Raw genomic sequence first — 15,809 nt, forward strand, 5'->3', positions numbered from 1 at the left:
AAATGATTATTATGCCGCTAAACGGCACCGCCAGTTAGTACGGGTGATGAAACGCGGCCAATAATTATTGCCTGGTATAATAATCAGCCTCTATTATTTTGTAATCAGTATTTAGCGCTAAGCCCCAACCAGAATTTAATGTACCTACATAGGTGTTTTGCAACCCCACATCACTTACTGTTAAAGTAAGTATAGGTTTGGTGGTGTTACCGCCAATATTTTGTTTTAGTGTTAAGTTTGCTCCTAATATAGTATAATGCAAGTAAGAAGTAGTATCTATCGTAGCAACTTTGTTGCCCAATTTTATAGTAGGCAGCGAGGTCACGTAGGCATTACCGTCTTCAGTATAAATTTCATACCATGATCGGCCGGAAAATACGCCGGTAAAATTTACGGTCGAATCTTTTAAAAGCTCGTTGGTGGCAAGGTCATAAACTTTTATGTTTTGCTGATTAGATTTCCAGTTGCCAATTATTAATTTGGCATATTGTGCTTTTGCATTGGCTAATTCATCTTTCTTACAAGAGAATATAACGCATGCTAAAATTGGGACGAGTAATAAGTGTGAATTTCTCATAGGTTTAGTTAGGTTGATACAAAACTATCTATATTATTAAATAGTGATGTATATGTAACGAGAATAATAGTTTACTATTAGGGCGACTATGTTTATACGTAACGTATAAAGTAATGGTTGTGTTTTCATTAACTTTACAGTCGTTATATATTTTCTATGAATGATGTTTTAGGCCAAGCCATATTTGATAATTACCATAATTTACCCACCGGTAAACTTTGGATAAATAATAAGTACGGCCCTAAAGAAGAAATGCCAATTGTTGCCTATTTTAGAGCCGAAGAGGATATGCCGGATATTGAGTTTATGGCTCTGGAGCAATGCCGAGGGAAAGTGCTGGATATTGGCGCAGGGGCGGGGAGCCACACCTTACTTTTACAAGGGCAGGGTTTAGCAGTGACAGCTTTAGATATTTCGCCGTTATGCATTAAGGTGATGAAAGAACGGGGCATTGAAAACACTATTGAAGGAGATATATTTACCTATAATGAAGCCAAATATGATACTTTATTATTGTTAATGAATGGCATTGGTTTAGCCGGTACTATCGTCCAATTAAAACAACTGTTGCTGCACCTTAAAACCTTATTAACTAAAGGCGGGCAAATATTATTCGACTCGTCAGACATTGCGTACCTTTATGAAGGTAACCTGCCCAAGCAAGGCTATTATGGCGAGATACAATACCAATACAGCTATAAAAAACTAAAAACCGAATGGTTTAACTGGCTCTATATTGATGAGTATACTTTACAGCAAATCGCTACCGAAACAGGTTTTAATATAGAGGTATTGATAGAAGACGAATTTGGGCAATATTTAACGCGCTTAACGCAAGAGGGTTAACGGATAATTGCAAAATTATTAAACCTTGCAGCCATTATTTGTTCTATATCAATAAAAATATATTTATGAAAAAACTATTTATACTTGCCACGCTTACTATTGCCAGCTATACAACATTTGCTCAAACCGTAGATCTGCGCCGAAAAATTGAAGTCGTAGGAACATCAGAACAAGAAGTTACCCCGGATATTATTAATGTTTCTATCTCACTGCAAGAGTACATCGATGGAAAGAAAAAGGTTACTATTGATCAGCTGGAAAATCAACTGGAAGCAGCTGTGCGCGAAGCCGGCATCGCTAAAGAAGATTTTACCATTAACAATATGTGGGCCTATAACAACACTTATCAAAAGAAGAAAAACCCTGATTTTTTAGCTTCGAAACAATATGGCATTAAGTTTCATGATCTAAATAAGTTTAACCAGATACTAAGCAAAGTTGACCCCAAAGGCATACAAAGCACTAATATTGACAGCTACGACTATTCAAAAATAGATCAGCTAAAAAACGAGTTGAAATTAAAAGCTTTGTTGGCCGCCAGATCAAAAGCGTTTTATCTGTTAAGCGGGCTAGGCGAGCAATTGGGCCATGTACTTAACATTACCGAAAACGATAATAGCAACTACCCACAACCACGTCAGGTAATGTTTAAAACAATGGCCATGAGCGCCGATAGGGCAACACCAGCCGAATCGGATATTGATGTGAAAAAAATCAAGCTAAGCTTTCAGATCAACGCGGTGTTTGAGATAGGGAAGTAATGTTGATTACCGCCGTGATTAGCTTTGACAACTTTTAAAAATTTATCAAAGCTTTTTTTGCTTCTCATTAGTTTGGAATTACAAAACCCGGACTAATGAGAGTGCCTATGATAAGAAGCGTAGCTTCGGCCAATATTATAGCAACGGATTTTAATCCGTTGACGGTTGAGAAAAGAAAATTGAAGAACCATAGGTTCGGCCCATATAATATGGATCGTGCCTATGGCACTTGTTACTTATCGTTGGTGTGTTCAACGGGTTAAAATCCGTTGCTACAATATTTATCGAGCCGATGGGCTCTTAGGAGAAAAACTCTAATTCGTATTCAAAATCAACCTCGGCTCATCGTAAGCTATCATTTGTTCGCGCTCTTTTTGGGGTATTTGTACCGATTTGTTGGTGGTATAATCATAGCTGATACAAACCGTTTTGCCCGTGGTGCAAATCTCTTCGCCGCTAGTGGTTATCCTAACCAGCACATGCATTACATCAAAGCTGCTGTTACCAATACGCACCACACGAACATAACAGGCTATCTGATCATGCAGGGTTATAGGTTTTAAATAGTTTACTTCGCTGCGGCCCACAATAACACCGTTCTCGCTGAAATTCCAGTTAATAGCTTCTTGCCAATAGTTAAAGCGGGCTATTTCAAAATAGGTTAAATAGATAGCATTGTTAACGTGCCCTACCGCGTCTATATCCGAAAAACGGATAGGTATAATGGTTCTAAACTTATAATCTGATAGCTTTTCAGGCATTATGCGTCATTTTGTCGGTAATAAAAATAGATTTAAGACAAATTGTCTTGCAATTGAATCAAAAAGGCTATTGGTACAACTGTTGAACAAGTCTCTGCGAAGTTAATAAAAGAAAAACTTAGGAGGATATAAAAATGACTTTAGTAAAATTTGGCAAGGATCAAAAAAATAACATAGTGAATCCATTCTTTAACGATGTGTATTCATTATTAAACGACTCGTTTTTAAACGAAAAATTAGCAACCCGCACACCTGCTGTAAACATTGCAGAAACTGATGCTCAGTTTGAAATTGAATTGGCAGTACCGGGATTAAGCAAAGAAGACATTAAGATAAACCTGGATAAAAATGTATTAAGCGTTGCGGCTGATAAAAAAACTGAAACCGTGGATGAGAACAAGAAATATACCAAACGCGAATACAGCTTTAATTCGTTTTCAAGATCATTTACCTTGCCAGAAAGCGCGGATCATTCAAAAATTGAAGCTGATTATACAGCCGGTATTTTGAAATTAACTGTAGCTAAAAAAGAAGAAGCTAAATTTCAATCAAGAGAAATAGCTGTAAAATAATATTTATCGGCAACCTGAAAGCCCGGAAGTGAAGTATGATAAGTGCGAAAGTCCGGCTTTTGGCCCCGATAATTAAAGGTACCAAAGATAGTTTTCATAAGTAGTAAAGTTGGTTTAGTTAAGAGAAGGCCGCCCCGAAAAGGGCGGTCTTTTTGTTTCGGATTTCGGATGTTCGATTTCGAATTTGGTTAATTTATAAGTCCGAAATCGAACATCCAAAATCCGATATCAACTAATCCCGCATATTGATATATTGCAGCGGTTGGTCAAAATTCTCTTTGCGGCAAAGCGCTATAACCGCTTGCAGGTCATCTATCTTCTTAGCTTGTACGCGTACCTGGTCGTCCATTATGCTGGCTTGCACTTTTAGTCCGCTATCTTTAATTTTCTTAACTATCTTTTTAGCGGTTTCCTGGTCAAGCCCTTGTTTTATCTTAATCTCTTTGCGTATCATGTTGCCCGATGCGGCAATCTCTTTACCAAAGTCCATCGCTTTAGGGTCAAGTTGTTGTTTAACCATACGGCTTATAATAGCGTCCTGTATGGCTTTAATACGCATGTCGTTCTCAGTAACTACGGTTATTACATTAGTTTTTTTATCAAGCTCTATGGTGCTTTTTGAGTCGTTAAAATCATAACGGTTCAAAATTTCTTTTTTAGCGATGTTGATAGCGTTGTCCAGTGTCTGGCCGTCTATCTTACTTACAATATCAAAAGTAGGCATAAGTAAAGTGTTTATAATTTGAAGTGCAAAATTAGTATTTATAAAGGTATAAAATCAAATACTACATATTTATGTTAAAACATGTGCATTAAGCCACTAACTTAATATTAACTTAACAAATAAATAAGCAGATTTGTAGCAATGCTGTAAAGCAGGCACTTTATATGGATATTAAACGTATACCTTTAATTAACAGAGAAATAAGCTGGTTGTATTTTAACGAGCGCGTTTTACAGGAAGCTGCCGACCCTACAGTACCTTTAATTGAGCGGATAAGGTTTTTAGCCATATTTTCATCAAACTTGGATGAGTTTTACCGGGTCCGGGTTGCTACATTAAGCCGCCTGACTAATTTAAATGAAAAGTCTAAAGAGATACTGGGTTATAACCCCAAAAAAGTTCTAAACCAGATAAAAAACCTGGTAGTAAAGCAAGAGCGTAAGTTTAACAATCTATATGAAAATATTATAGTTAAGCAACTTGCCGAAGAGAAGATCTTCCTGTTAAATGATAAGCAACTAAATGTTTCTCGTGGTGCGTTTGTTAAAGATTACTTCCGTGAGAAGTTGTTGGCTACCCTGGTGCCGATTATGCTGGATAATACTACTGTATTACCCGAACTTCGCGATCGCTCTATTTACTTTTTTGTGAAGCTCACTAAAGATATAAAGAAAACCTACGCGCTGATAGAAATACCCGATAATCTTTCAAGATTTATTGTACTGCCCGAAACCAACAACTTAAAGTTTATAATCCTGCTCGATGATATCATCAGGTATAGCCTGGAGGATATCTTCTTCATATTCGAGCATGATACTATTGAGGCTTATTCTATCCAGCTTACCCGCGATGCTGAGCTTGACCTTGATAAAGAGGTGAGTGGAAAGTTTATCGACTCACTATCTAAAAGCCTGCAAAAGCGTAAAAAGGGTAAACCTATGCGTTTGTTGTATGATTCGGAAATGCCGCATGATATGCTAAAATACGTGGTAAGTAAAATGAATCTGCATGGCGAAAGTTTGATACCGGGTAATCGTTATCATAACTTTAAAAATTTCATTTCTTTCCCCAATGTGGGTAGGCCCGAGCTGGAATATGTAAAGTATCCAACTTTGCCGGTTAATGGTCTTTCATTTGATAAAAGTTTGATGGCTATGATAGCTAAACAGGATTACCTGATCAGCACACCGTATCAAACTTATGATTACGTAATTCACTTTTTGCGCGAAGCTGCTATTGATCCTAAGGTAAAAGAGATAAGTATAGCAGTGTATCGCCTTGCGGAAAATTCGCGAATAATGCATGCGTTAATAAATGCGGCTAAAAACGGTAAAAAGGTAAACTGCCTGGTGGAACTAAGGGCCCGTTTTGATGAACAGAACAATATTGCCTGGAGCCGTAGGTTAGAGGAAGAGGGCGTTAATGTTATTTATGGTATTGATGGCTATAAGGTACACTCTAAAATATGCCTGGTAAGCCGTACCGAGAAAGATAAGCTTGTTTATTACGCGTGTTTATCTACCGGAAATTATAATGAGAAAACGGCCAGGTTATACGCTGACCACACCCTGCTAACCGCTAGTAAAAAGTTAACCGGCGATTTGGTGACTGTTTTTAAAGCCATTAACAAAGGGTTATTACCTAAAGGACTAAAGCATTTAATAGTATCGCCAATTGACTCGCGCCCGGCAATTTATAAGCTGATAGATACTGAGATAAAGAACGCGAAAGCCCAAAAGTCGGCTTACATGATCTTTAAAATGAACAGCCTGGCCGATGAGCAGTTAATCATAAAGTTATACCAGGCAAGTAACGCAGGTGTGAAAATTCAAATGATTATCAGGGGGATGTGCTGTTTGGTACCGGGTATAAAGGGATACAGCGAAAATATAGAAGTGGTAAGTATAGTTGATAAATACCTGGAGCACGCCAGGGTACATATTTACTGCAATGGGGGCGATGAGTTGATGTATTTAACCTCGGCCGATTTTATGTCGCGTAATATTGATACCAGGGTTGAGGTTGGTTTCCCGATATATGATAAGAAGATAAAAAAAGAGATACGGGATATTATTGATATACAGTTAAGTGATAATACCAAATCGCGCGAGATCAATAACCAAAACACCAATAAATACCACAAAACCAAATCAGAGCTGCCGGTAAGGGCGCAAATAGATATTTACAACTACCTGAAAAATAAAAACAAAACAAATTGAGATACGGAGCAATAGATATAGGATCAAACGCGGTAAGGTTACTAATTGCCGATATTAAAGAAAATGACGGAACGGTTTCTTTTAAAAAGAATACGCTCATCAGGGTTCCGCTGCGTTTGGGTGATGATGCTTTTTTAAATCACCATATCTCGGAAAAAAAAGCTACAGATTTGGTTAAAACCATGCTCGCTTTCCGTAATCTGATGGATGTGTACAAAGTTGGCGAGTACATGGCTTGCGCTACATCGGCCATGCGCGAAGCAAAGAATGGGAGCGATGTTGTTAAGCAGATAAAAGACGAAGCCAATATAAATTTAGAAATAGTACATGGGCAGCTTGAGGCTAAGATCATCTACGCCAGTCATGCCGAGCAAAATATAGATAAAACTAAAACCTACTTATACATTGATGTTGGCGGTGGTAGCACCGAACTTTCTTTATTCTCATCGGGTGAGTTAATTGCTTCTAAATCATTCAATATCGGTACTATCCGGATATTGGATAACCAGGATACCGAAGAGTCATGGAGCTCAATGAAAGAATTTATCCGAGAGCATACCCGCCCTTTTAAAGGTGTATTTGGTATTGGTACCGGTGGTAACATTAATAAGCTTTATAAGCTATCCGAAGAAAAAAATAATTCACCTATGACATTTGGTAAGCTAAAATCGCTTTATGATTACCTGGATTCGTTTTCGTTAAAAGATCGTATTAATGTGTTGGGATTGAATCAGGATAGGGCAGATGTTATCATCCCCGCCTGCGAAATTTATTTATCTGTGATGAAATGGGCGGGCATAAAAAACATCTATGTACCTACCGTTGGTATGGTTGATGGTATTATCCAAACTTTGATAGATGAAAATTATATGAAAAACGTGTTAAAATAATTTCAATTAATTGTTTAATAATTAAAAAAGTGTTACTACATTTGTAATGCCCTCTCAAAGGGCATGTTTTTCATAGGTAGATGTAGGGTCGGGTACTTGTATTCGACCCTTTTTTGTGCCCGTAACCCGCCCCCTCTAAATCTCCCCCGGTAGGGGAGACTTTCAAAATTTATTTCAATAAGACTTATCCTAGCTAAATTCAGGTTAACTTTGTTGTGGAATTGTTTAACATAATCATTATAATCTCCCCTAGCGGGGGAGATTATTCACAAGGTGTTGGTTTCTTATGGTGTTCATGAGGGCTACGCCGTTTAGAGGGGGCTAAATGAAGAAAAAAATTGTAATTGCTATTACCGGTGCCAGTGGTTCTATATATGCTAAGCTGTTATTGGATCGTTTACAACACTTGAATAGTCAAGTTCAGGAGATTGCAATTGTAATGTCTGATAACGCAAAGCAGGTATGGAAATTTGAGCTGGATAATGATGATTATACTAAACTGCCTTTTAAATTCTACGCCAAAAATGATTTTATGGCTCCCTTTGCATCAGGATCGGCAAAGTTTGATACCATGGTAATTATACCCTGCTCCATGGGGACGCTGGGCCGTATAGCCGGCGGGATATCTGACGACCTGGTAAGCCGTGCCGCAGATGTTATCTTAAAAGAACGCCGCAAATTAATACTGGTAGCCCGTGATACGCCGTTAAATTTGATCCATATCCGCAATATGGCAACGGTAACCGAAGCAGGAGGAATTATCTGCCCGGCAGTGCCATCGTTTTATAACAAACCACAAACTGTTGAAGAAGTAGCCTTAACGGTAGTAAACCGGGTGATCGATTTGATTGGATTGGATAATGATAGTTATCGTTGGGGCGAGGAATAAGGAATAATAAGTGAATGAGTGAATAAGGTTACTCTGGGATTTCTGATTATTCTTAATCATGGTAATCCTAAAACCGTGGTTCAGAATTTATTACCCCCTGCGCAAAATCACCCGTCCTTGCAAATTCATAACCCTTTGATTGCGCCCACACAATAAAACTCTTTATCCTTTTCACAAAAGCATCGCCCGAATTTTTAGATACATAATTAGGGAAACCAAATCGTTCCGGCTGTTTCAGGTCAGTAAATTCCCAGGGATGGAAGTATAGGTTCAAATAACCATCCTTACGATGTGCCGCCGCGGCCATCCATTTGATGATGGATAGTGATACATTATGAAACGTCAACCAAAACAAAGGGAACCTCACCAATGGCGATACTGATGCCGGTATCTGTAAAACATTATGGTCAAAGAACCAGGCGCGAGGCTTTTTTAGATGGTTATATCGGCCCGGTATGAAAGTAGGGTTGAGGGATGAGTTATAAACATAACCTGCTTTTTGTATTTCAGTTTCATCAACCGGCATCATTCGCGCCATACGGAAACCGGTTACCGGTGTGTCTGCTATTTCTTCCAGCTTAGCTTTAGACTGTGCCAGGTGCTCCACCTTAAAATCAGAATGATAATAGCCGTGCGATGCTATTTCGTGGCCATCGCTAACTATTTTGGTTATAATATCAGGCTTATTAATGGCGTAATTGGCCGTGCAGAAAAAGGTGGCTTTTATCCCGGTGGTTTTTAGCAGATCAAGTATTAAAAGCGTGCCGGTAGTTGATATGGCTAATTGATCTTCAAAGGATATGGTTTTGCCATATTCCATGGGCATATCAAACTCCTCAACATCAAACCCCAGCAGAATCATTTTTATCTTTTAACAAATTGGTTGAACGGATGATATAATTAGGGCGGTGTTTGGTTTGCAAGAATATCTTACCTAAATAAGAGCCTATAATACCCAATACCAGCAGCTGTAAGCCACCAAAAAACGCCACCGTAGCAATTAATGACGCCCAGCCCGAAAGCGCATCATAGCCATAAAAATAGCTTATAAATATGTATGGGATATATAACAAGGCAGATACCGAGAAGAATAGGCCCAATCCTGTAGCTATATACAACGGCCTTACACTAAATGCCATTATACTACCTACCGCCAGTTTAACCAGCTTAAAGAAAGAGTAACTGGCTTCGCCGGTATGGCGGGCGGCAGGGGCATAGGGGATACCTATCTGTAAAAAGCCAACCCACTTAACCATCCCGCGGAAAAATATCTCGTATTCGTCTATTTGCTTTAATTCTTTAACTACTTTTTCATCCAGTAGCCTAAAGTCGGATATACCGTTTTCTAAGGTGATATCTGATATCGCATTAATAAATTTATAAAATAATTTTGATGCAAACTTTTGGAAACCACTAACATGTGGGTTTGCATCTTCGCGATAAGTATAAATAATATCATAACCATCCTCCCAGTACTTTAACATTTGCGGTAATAGGTGAGGGGGATGTTGCAAATCGGCATCCATGGTGATAATGGCATCGCCTTTGGCCATGTCAATACCGGCTTTAAGGGCGTAATCTTTACCGAAGTTTTTTGATAGTTCTATGTAGAAAACGTTAGGGTGCAGAACAGCCTGTTGCTTAATTTCGTTTAACGTGTTGTCCGTGCTGCCATCGTTTACAAATATGTATTCGTAATCATAAGCAGTTTCGGCTAAGGATTTATTTAGTTCAGCAATAAGGTGACTGATATTTTTCTCCTCGTTATAAGCCGGAATTATAATTGATAGTTTCTTTTTCATGCCGCTACTGCAATTATATCCTTATTTGTGAATTTCCTGAACAATGTTTCGTAAATAATTTTGAGCCATATTAAGAAGCAAGGTAGCGCTTTTAAGGCATAAGGGTCAACATAATGATCTTTCAAATATCTCGGGAAAAGATCAGACGGTGAAAGACTGGTTAATATCAGCGCGAATATCAACAAGGCTATATCCAATGCGGATACTGGTCTTTCGCCATTTATATACCATAACGCCACGCCTACAAAAGCAATGATATAAGTTGGCGACTCTGATCCGGTACTAAATATCACCGGGAAAATTAAGGTAGATGCTACAATTAGCAACTGGTAATTTAAATTACTGAATAGTTTGATCCTTAAATAAGATAACCCGAAAAGCACTATGCCCGGTAATAACACAACCAGGTTTGATAAATGCGGAAAAGCAATCTTCCTGACCATACCCATAACAGATACATCCTCGCGGGTTGATGCGATATTGAACTTGTTTTTGCTTATCAAATCTGCATACCAATCGTGGTAGGTTTGGATAATAAACGCCGGCGACGAGATCAGCATCGGCAAAACAAATAACACTGCCGACCAAAATATAAACGAGCCAATCAGCTTCAATTTATTGTTAGAGAAGAAGAAGAAAGCCAATCCAACAATACCATACAGTTTTATAAATGTGCCTAACGCTATCATCAGCGCAGCCCAAAAATCCTTCTCGTTTTTGATGAAAATAAAGCTGAATAATATTAGCGCCGCAATAAGTGGGTTTATTTGCACATTAGCTGCGGATGTCATTAGCTCATGCGCGCAAAGCAATACAATAAGCAGGTAATGATTTTGTTTAATTGGTAATTGCTGTATGGCAAATAACAACAGCCACGCTGTAAACATTACCCATAATATCACACCCAGTGCATCGGGCATTAAGGCAAATGGAGCTATGATGTAAGCAAATATTGGCCCGTAATGGTTCAGATCAAAATAATGCGCCGGATCATGTATGTATAAATTTTGCTGATTTATAACATGATAAAAGTTATACTTATACACAAAGTAATTGTTGTGTATATGGCTATGGCCCAAAACAACGCTTTTACCAACTGCAAACAAGCTTAAACCAAACCATATAGTAATTACAAAAGGTTTACTTGTGAAAAATTTAGCAAGTTTATGCATTAAATGGGTGTATTTGGGTCGCCAAAAATAGGTAAAAAAACCAAAAGAATACCAACCTCACTACTCACCTTGTCATTTCGAATGATAGGAGAAAACTATACACGCGTAAGTAGCAATGTATAGATTTCTTATTCGAAATGACAGAATGGGTAAACAAAAAAGGGCTCTGTATACACAGAACCCTTTTACAACATAACTACTGAAAATTATATTGTTACTTTTTTGCCGGAGCTAAACTGACCCCTGTTAACTGATCGGCGAAAGCGATAAACGCTTTGTCTGAATATATACGCGATTGGTTATCTATTAGTTTTTGCAGGTTAACTTTCCCGATAACATACTTATAACTACCTGAGTAATAACTCTCTTTTATATTTATAAAATCAAGCAGTTTAACCAATTCTTCATCGTCATAACGCAGGTAGATATTCAATTCAATATCATTTGTAAAATTAAGCCCTTTACTGCCTTTGGTTTTTTTGTATTCGTATTGATAATCATAACGCAATGCAGCTATATCAGACAATACCGCCGAACCTGTAGGGTGCCCACCGGCGCCCTTACCAAAAAAGAATTGCTGATCGGCAAATGCGGCTTGTACGGTTACACCATTATACTCGTACTCTACATTATATAAAAACTCCGTTTCGGTAACAAATTTTGGTAATACAAACAGGGTTACATGTTTATCATCCAGTTCTTTAGCAACGGGCACCAGCTTTATTTTAATGTTTTTTTCCTTTGCGTATTGTATGTCGCTGGCTGCTAAGTTTTGTATGCCGAAGTTAAACACCCTTTCAGGATCTATTACTACGCCATAAGCATGCGCGGCAGCTATAATCAGCTTGTATTTGGCATCATAACCACCTACGTCCATAATGGGGTCAGTTTCGGCAAAGCCAAGGTCCTGGGCTTGTTTTAGGGCTGTATCATAATCCATGTTCTCTAAAAAACCTTTCGACAGGATATAATTAGATGAACCGTTGAAAATACCACTTATAGAATGCAGCAATTCATTATCATAATACTCTTCCAAATTACGGATGATAGGGATACTGCCACAAACTGCACCTTCGTACAATAAAGAAGTGCCATATTCATGCTGTAAGGCTATTAACTCTTCCAGGTGAAGAGCGATCATTTTCTTACTGGCCGATACCACGTTTTTACCCGTTTTTAAAGCCGTAGACACAATATCAAAAGCGGCTTCGGTATCGTTTATCAGTTCAATAATGGTATTGATCTCGGGGTTATTTAATAGCTCGTTCTTATCAGTAGTAAAATAATGGGCCGGTAAAGAGCGCTCTTTGTCAGCGTTTTTAATAGCTATTTTTTTTATCTCAATGTTTAGGTTTTTGGTTCTTACGATATCGTATAATCCCTGGCCGACAACTCCGAAGCCAAACAGGCCGATATTTAATTTTTTGCTCATTATGCTATTTGTTGTAATTGGATGATCTTTCCTTTTACGTCTGTTTTAAAAAATGATGTAATAATATTAGTTAATGCTTCAGTTTCAATTAAAAAACCATCATGGCCGTAGTACGACTCAAATTCGGCAAAGGCGGCTTCGGGTATATGCCTGAACAAGTATTGCTGTTCTTCGATAGGAAATAACAGATCTGATTTTATACCTATAACCAGCGTACGGGCTTTAATTACGCTAAGCGCTTTCTCTATACTTTCACGATTACGGCCCACGTTATGCGAGTCCATAGATTTGGTTAAATACCAATAGCTGTAGGCATTAAAACGTGCCACCAGTTTATCACCCTGGTAATTTTGGTAGCCAGATGCTTTATAATTGTCGGTAACGTTGTCATTATCTTCCTGCTGGCTAATACCGTAAGTTTTATAACCACGGTAGGATAGAAGCGCCATGCTGCGGGCGGCTTTTAAGCCTTTTGCACCGCCATCAGGACTATTCGTATCAAAAGTATCATCGGCAGCAATGGCCAAACGTTGCGACTCGTTAAACGCTATACCCCACGGAGAATGTTTCGCGTTCGAGGCGATCAATATCAGGTTCTTTATAAAATCAGGGTCAATAATGGCCCACTCAACAGCTTGCTGGCCGCCTAATGATCCACCAATTAAGGCATAAATACTATCTACTCCAATATGTTTGGCTAATAATTGCTGCGCCTTAACCATATCCCTAACCGTAACCTGTGGGAACGATAGGTAATAAGGCTGACCTGTTGCCGGATTAATAGTTAACGGCCCGCTTGAGCCATAAGCCGAACCCAGCATATTAACACATACAATAAAGTGGTCTCGCGGATTAAAATAATCATTCGTGCCAAACAGTCCTTTCCACCAATCTAATACATCAGAGTTAGCGGTAAAGGCATGGCATACCCATACTACGTTATCCTTTGCTTTATTCAGGGTGCCGTAAGTATGATAACCTAACTCCAGTTCGGGTAGCATATAGCCCGACTCCAGTTGGAAAGGTTGATGATATTTATATAATTGTGTATTCATTTGTGATGCTTGATGTTTGATTTGCTGTTGAGGTTTAGTAAACGGATAGGTTCCATTTACAGTGTACGTATTTTTCGGAAAGAGAAAAAGGAAACGTATTAAACTGTTACCAACAGCGGTGCATACAGCAAACAATGCTATAAACAGATGCTAAGCCTTGAGCGGCTTTAATAGAGTTTTGCAGATGGTTGTTTGTTAAGTTTTCCATGTTGTTAATTTATATTTCCCGGGATATTTACCGGGTAAGGAATTGGCACCTTCTCTAATTTTAGAGGGTTGCCAGCGGGTCGCGGAGCCTAATCTCTCGCCGCTTCTTTATAAATCAAAACCGTATAAGGGAATTGATCCTACAGTATTACTACCGATTATGTGCGCAAAATAAGGAGATTATTCTTATTAAACCAAATTTATTTTCTTTAAGGCTTTAAACCGATTAAGTTTAACAGTAAGATCAACCCATGAGATCTTGGCGTAAAAGCACCCTAATATTGTCACGTTTCACCCTTTATAAGTATAAAAGTTTAATATAGCTTTGATGATATAAAAAAAATAAATATATGTCTGTAAAAAACATACTATTAGCGCAATACGATGTACATAACGCCCTATTTAACAATGTTATTGCCGATATAACCGATGAAGAATCAAACCAAACGGTAGCTGGAATGAAAAACAATATAAAATGGATAGCCGGCCATATGTTATGGGATCAGGGTATACTGGCAGTTATCGGCGATATAAAAGTTAATATACCATGGGCATATCATTTTATGTCTAAAGAGGGTGCGACCGAAGACGACCTGAAAGCCCCGGCTTGCGAGTTGCCAACGCTGCAAATGATCAGGGATAAATGGGAAGAGATACTACCTGTTATAAGGAACGGCTTAGAAAGCCTTACTGACGAACGATTAGCGCAAAAGGTAGATATGCCACATCCTATGTATAAATTTATAATACGTTAGCCGGCGTATGGGCATATGCCAATCATCACCATGCGTATTCTATAGGGCAGCTCAGCATATTCAGACGCGCATTGGGTAAAGGTGCAATGAGTTACGCGATTGCCTGAGTAATATCCGCTATCAAATCATCAATATGCTCTAACCCAACCGATATCCGCAGTAAATTAAAAGGTGTTTTGGTATCCGGGCCCTCAACTGTAGCACGGTGCTCTATCAGACTTTCAACACCGCCCAGGCTGGTGGCTTGGGTGAATAACTTTACTTTATTAACTACCCGTTTAGCTTCTTCTTGCCCGCCTTTTAAGCAAAAAGACAATACACCACCAAAGCCCGTCATTTGCTCTTTTGCAACGTCATGATTTGGGTGAGATGGCAAACCGGGATATAACACCTGCTCAACTTTTGGGTGTTTATTTAAATATTCGGCCAGTAACTGGGCATTATGCACATGGCCGCGCATACGGTAAGGCAATGTTTTTATACTCCTAACCAGGTAATAGCAATCCATAGGCGAGGGGATAGCGCCGCCATAAGTTTGTACTTCGCGGATCTTTTGCCACCAATCGCTTTTATCGGCTGTAATTAATGCGCCACCCATCAAATCACTATGGCCGCCAAAGTATTTAGTGGTAGAGTGCATTACCAGGTCGGCACCCAAAGCTAACGGTTGTTGGCAAATAGGGGTAGCGAAGGTATTATCGCAGGCTACTTTAATGTTGTGTTGTTTGGCTACCGCGACTATCTCTTTAATATCTGTTATTTTAAGCAGAGGATTTGATGGCGTTTCAATCCAGATTAACCCGGTATTGGGTTTAATGTTAGTTTTTAAAATTTCTGTATTACCTATGTCGATAAAATCAAACTCCAGTACCCCCGCAAATAAAATTTTAAGCTGATTACGTAAACCATGATACATGTCATCTGGTGCTATAATATGCGTACCTGGTTTTAAGGATTGAAAAACAGCCATCCCGGCGGCATTGCCCGATGAAAAAGCCGCGGCATCAACACCGCCCTCTAATTTAGCTAATACGTTTTCTAACGATGTACGGTTAGGGTTTGCTGCCCGGCTATAAATATAACCTTCGCGGAAACTACCATCTTCCATACGCTCAAACGTAGTTGATAAGATAATGGGTTGTATAAC

16 protein-coding genes and 1 riboswitch are annotated in these 15,809 nt (G+C 38.8%); of the genes, 7 read left to right on the top strand and 9 right to left on the bottom strand.

Features of this window, described 5'->3' with window-relative positions:
- Positions 1–64: 64 nt before the first annotated feature.
- Positions 65–577, bottom strand: a complete 513-nt coding sequence (locus JWQ34_RS11585; protein WP_299357428.1) for a hypothetical protein — start codon at positions 575–577, stop codon at positions 65–67.
- 156 nt (positions 578–733) lie between these two features.
- Between JWQ34_RS11585 and JWQ34_RS11590 the strand changes: the two genes are divergently transcribed.
- The gene (locus JWQ34_RS11590; protein WP_299357429.1) at positions 734–1,423 is read left to right on the top strand and encodes a class I SAM-dependent methyltransferase; all 690 of its coding nucleotides are present in this window, start codon (positions 734–736) and stop codon (positions 1,421–1,423) included.
- A gap of 65 nt (positions 1,424–1,488) precedes the next feature.
- A complete protein-coding gene (locus JWQ34_RS11595; protein WP_299357430.1) occupies positions 1,489–2,184 on the top strand; it encodes an SIMPL domain-containing protein in 696 nt (231 codons plus the stop codon).
- Positions 2,185–2,498: 314 nt separating this feature from the next.
- Here the strand turns inward: JWQ34_RS11595 and JWQ34_RS11600 are convergent, their stop codons facing one another.
- Positions 2,499–2,945 carry a thioesterase family protein gene (locus JWQ34_RS11600; RefSeq protein WP_299357431.1) on the bottom strand — a complete coding sequence of 149 codons (447 nt, stop codon included), beginning with the start codon at positions 2,943–2,945 and terminating at the stop codon, positions 2,499–2,501.
- A 134-nt stretch (positions 2,946–3,079) separates the two neighbouring features.
- On the opposite strand from JWQ34_RS11600, the gene JWQ34_RS11605 reads away from it, so the two are divergent.
- Positions 3,080–3,517, top strand: a complete 438-nt coding sequence (locus JWQ34_RS11605) for an Hsp20/alpha crystallin family protein (RefSeq protein WP_299357432.1) — start codon at positions 3,080–3,082, stop codon at positions 3,515–3,517.
- 232 nt (positions 3,518–3,749) lie between these two features.
- Here the strand turns inward: JWQ34_RS11605 and JWQ34_RS11610 are convergent, their stop codons facing one another.
- Positions 3,750–4,241, bottom strand: coding sequence for a YajQ family cyclic di-GMP-binding protein (locus tag JWQ34_RS11610; protein ID WP_299357433.1), 492 nt, complete (start codon positions 4,239–4,241; stop codon positions 3,750–3,752).
- 164 nt (positions 4,242–4,405) lie between these two features.
- Between JWQ34_RS11610 and ppk1 the strand changes: the two genes are divergently transcribed.
- From ppk1 to JWQ34_RS11625, 3 genes are all read left to right on the top strand, one after another.
- Positions 4,406–6,460, top strand: coding sequence for a polyphosphate kinase 1 (gene ppk1 / locus JWQ34_RS11615; RefSeq protein ID WP_299357434.1), 2,055 nt, complete (start codon positions 4,406–4,408; stop codon positions 6,458–6,460).
- Complete coding sequence (locus tag JWQ34_RS11620; RefSeq protein WP_299357435.1) at positions 6,457–7,350, top strand: ethanolamine ammonia-lyase reactivating factor EutA; 894 nt, start codon at positions 6,457–6,459, stop codon at positions 7,348–7,350. Before ppk1 ends, JWQ34_RS11620 begins: the two co-directional genes overlap by 4 nt.
- A gap of 325 nt (positions 7,351–7,675) precedes the next feature.
- Complete coding sequence (locus tag JWQ34_RS11625) at positions 7,676–8,239, top strand: UbiX family flavin prenyltransferase (RefSeq protein WP_299357436.1); 564 nt, start codon at positions 7,676–7,678, stop codon at positions 8,237–8,239.
- Between the two features lie 67 nt (positions 8,240–8,306).
- Here JWQ34_RS11625 and JWQ34_RS11630 read toward each other — a convergent pair whose 3' ends face one another.
- The 5 genes from JWQ34_RS11630 to metX form a co-directional block, all read right to left on the bottom strand.
- Complete coding sequence (locus JWQ34_RS11630; protein WP_299357437.1) at positions 8,307–9,101, bottom strand: polysaccharide deacetylase family protein; 795 nt, start codon at positions 9,099–9,101, stop codon at positions 8,307–8,309.
- Positions 9,082–10,041: a glycosyltransferase family 2 protein gene (locus JWQ34_RS11635; protein WP_299357438.1), complete on the bottom strand. Its 960-nt coding sequence runs from the start codon at positions 10,039–10,041 to the stop codon at positions 9,082–9,084. The genes JWQ34_RS11630 and JWQ34_RS11635 overlap by 20 nt, the downstream gene beginning before the upstream one ends.
- On the bottom strand, positions 10,038–11,213 hold the full coding sequence (locus JWQ34_RS11640) for a glycosyltransferase family 87 protein (protein ID WP_299357439.1): 1,176 nt from the start codon (positions 11,211–11,213) through the stop codon (positions 10,038–10,040). Before JWQ34_RS11640 ends, JWQ34_RS11635 begins: the two co-directional genes overlap by 4 nt.
- A gap of 214 nt (positions 11,214–11,427) precedes the next feature.
- Positions 11,428–12,645, bottom strand: coding sequence for a homoserine dehydrogenase (locus tag JWQ34_RS11645; protein ID WP_299357440.1), 1,218 nt, complete (start codon positions 12,643–12,645; stop codon positions 11,428–11,430).
- The gene (gene metX, locus JWQ34_RS11650; protein WP_299357441.1) at positions 12,645–13,700 is read right to left on the bottom strand and encodes a homoserine O-acetyltransferase; all 1,056 of its coding nucleotides are present in this window, start codon (positions 13,698–13,700) and stop codon (positions 12,645–12,647) included. The genes JWQ34_RS11645 and metX overlap by 1 nt, the downstream gene beginning before the upstream one ends.
- A 214-nt stretch (positions 13,701–13,914) precedes the next feature.
- Positions 13,915–14,024: riboswitch (SAM riboswitch) on the bottom strand.
- 233 nt (positions 14,025–14,257) lie between these two features.
- Here metX and JWQ34_RS11655 point away from each other — a divergent pair.
- Complete coding sequence (locus tag JWQ34_RS11655; protein WP_299357442.1) at positions 14,258–14,662, top strand: DinB family protein; 405 nt, start codon at positions 14,258–14,260, stop codon at positions 14,660–14,662.
- Between the two features lie 91 nt (positions 14,663–14,753).
- Here JWQ34_RS11655 and JWQ34_RS11660 read toward each other — a convergent pair.
- A partial coding sequence (locus JWQ34_RS11660) for an aminotransferase class I/II-fold pyridoxal phosphate-dependent enzyme (RefSeq protein ID WP_299357444.1) occupies positions 14,754–15,809 on the bottom strand: 1,056 nt, incomplete at its 5' end.

This window comes from Mucilaginibacter sp., assembly GCF_028288185.1.
Classification (GTDB): Bacteria; Bacteroidota; Bacteroidia; order Sphingobacteriales; family Sphingobacteriaceae; genus Mucilaginibacter.

Excerpts from the sequence above, each read along its gene's own strand:
- JWQ34_RS11595 (WP_299357430.1), top strand. The coding sequence starts at position 1,489 with ATGAAAAAACTATTTATACTTGCCACGCTTACTATTGCCAGCTATACA.
- JWQ34_RS11655 (WP_299357442.1), top strand. The coding sequence starts at position 14,258 with ATGTCTGTAAAAAACATACTATTAGCGCAATACGATGTACATAACGCC.
- JWQ34_RS11605 (WP_299357432.1), top strand. The coding sequence starts at position 3,080 with ATGACTTTAGTAAAATTTGGCAAGGATCAAAAAAATAACATAGTGAAT.
- JWQ34_RS11600 (WP_299357431.1), bottom strand. The coding sequence starts at position 2,945 with ATGCCTGAAAAGCTATCAGATTATAAGTTTAGAACCATTATACCTATC.
- JWQ34_RS11630 (WP_299357437.1), bottom strand. The coding sequence starts at position 9,101 with ATGATTCTGCTGGGGTTTGATGTTGAGGAGTTTGATATGCCCATGGAA.
- JWQ34_RS11640 (WP_299357439.1), bottom strand. The coding sequence starts at position 11,213 with ATGCATAAACTTGCTAAATTTTTCACAAGTAAACCTTTTGTAATTACT.
- ppk1 (WP_299357434.1), top strand. The coding sequence starts at position 4,406 with ATGGATATTAAACGTATACCTTTAATTAACAGAGAAATAAGCTGGTTG.
- JWQ34_RS11635 (WP_299357438.1), bottom strand. The coding sequence starts at position 10,041 with ATGAAAAAGAAACTATCAATTATAATTCCGGCTTATAACGAGGAGAAA.
- JWQ34_RS11645 (WP_299357440.1), bottom strand. The coding sequence starts at position 12,645 with ATGAGCAAAAAATTAAATATCGGCCTGTTTGGCTTCGGAGTTGTCGGC.
- JWQ34_RS11610 (WP_299357433.1), bottom strand. The coding sequence starts at position 4,241 with ATGCCTACTTTTGATATTGTAAGTAAGATAGACGGCCAGACACTGGAC.
- JWQ34_RS11625 (WP_299357436.1), top strand. The coding sequence starts at position 7,676 with ATGAAGAAAAAAATTGTAATTGCTATTACCGGTGCCAGTGGTTCTATA.
- metX (WP_299357441.1), bottom strand. The coding sequence starts at position 13,700 with ATGAATACACAATTATATAAATATCATCAACCTTTCCAACTGGAGTCG.
- JWQ34_RS11585 (WP_299357428.1), bottom strand. The coding sequence starts at position 577 with ATGAGAAATTCACACTTATTACTCGTCCCAATTTTAGCATGCGTTATA.
- JWQ34_RS11590 (WP_299357429.1), top strand. The coding sequence starts at position 734 with ATGAATGATGTTTTAGGCCAAGCCATATTTGATAATTACCATAATTTA.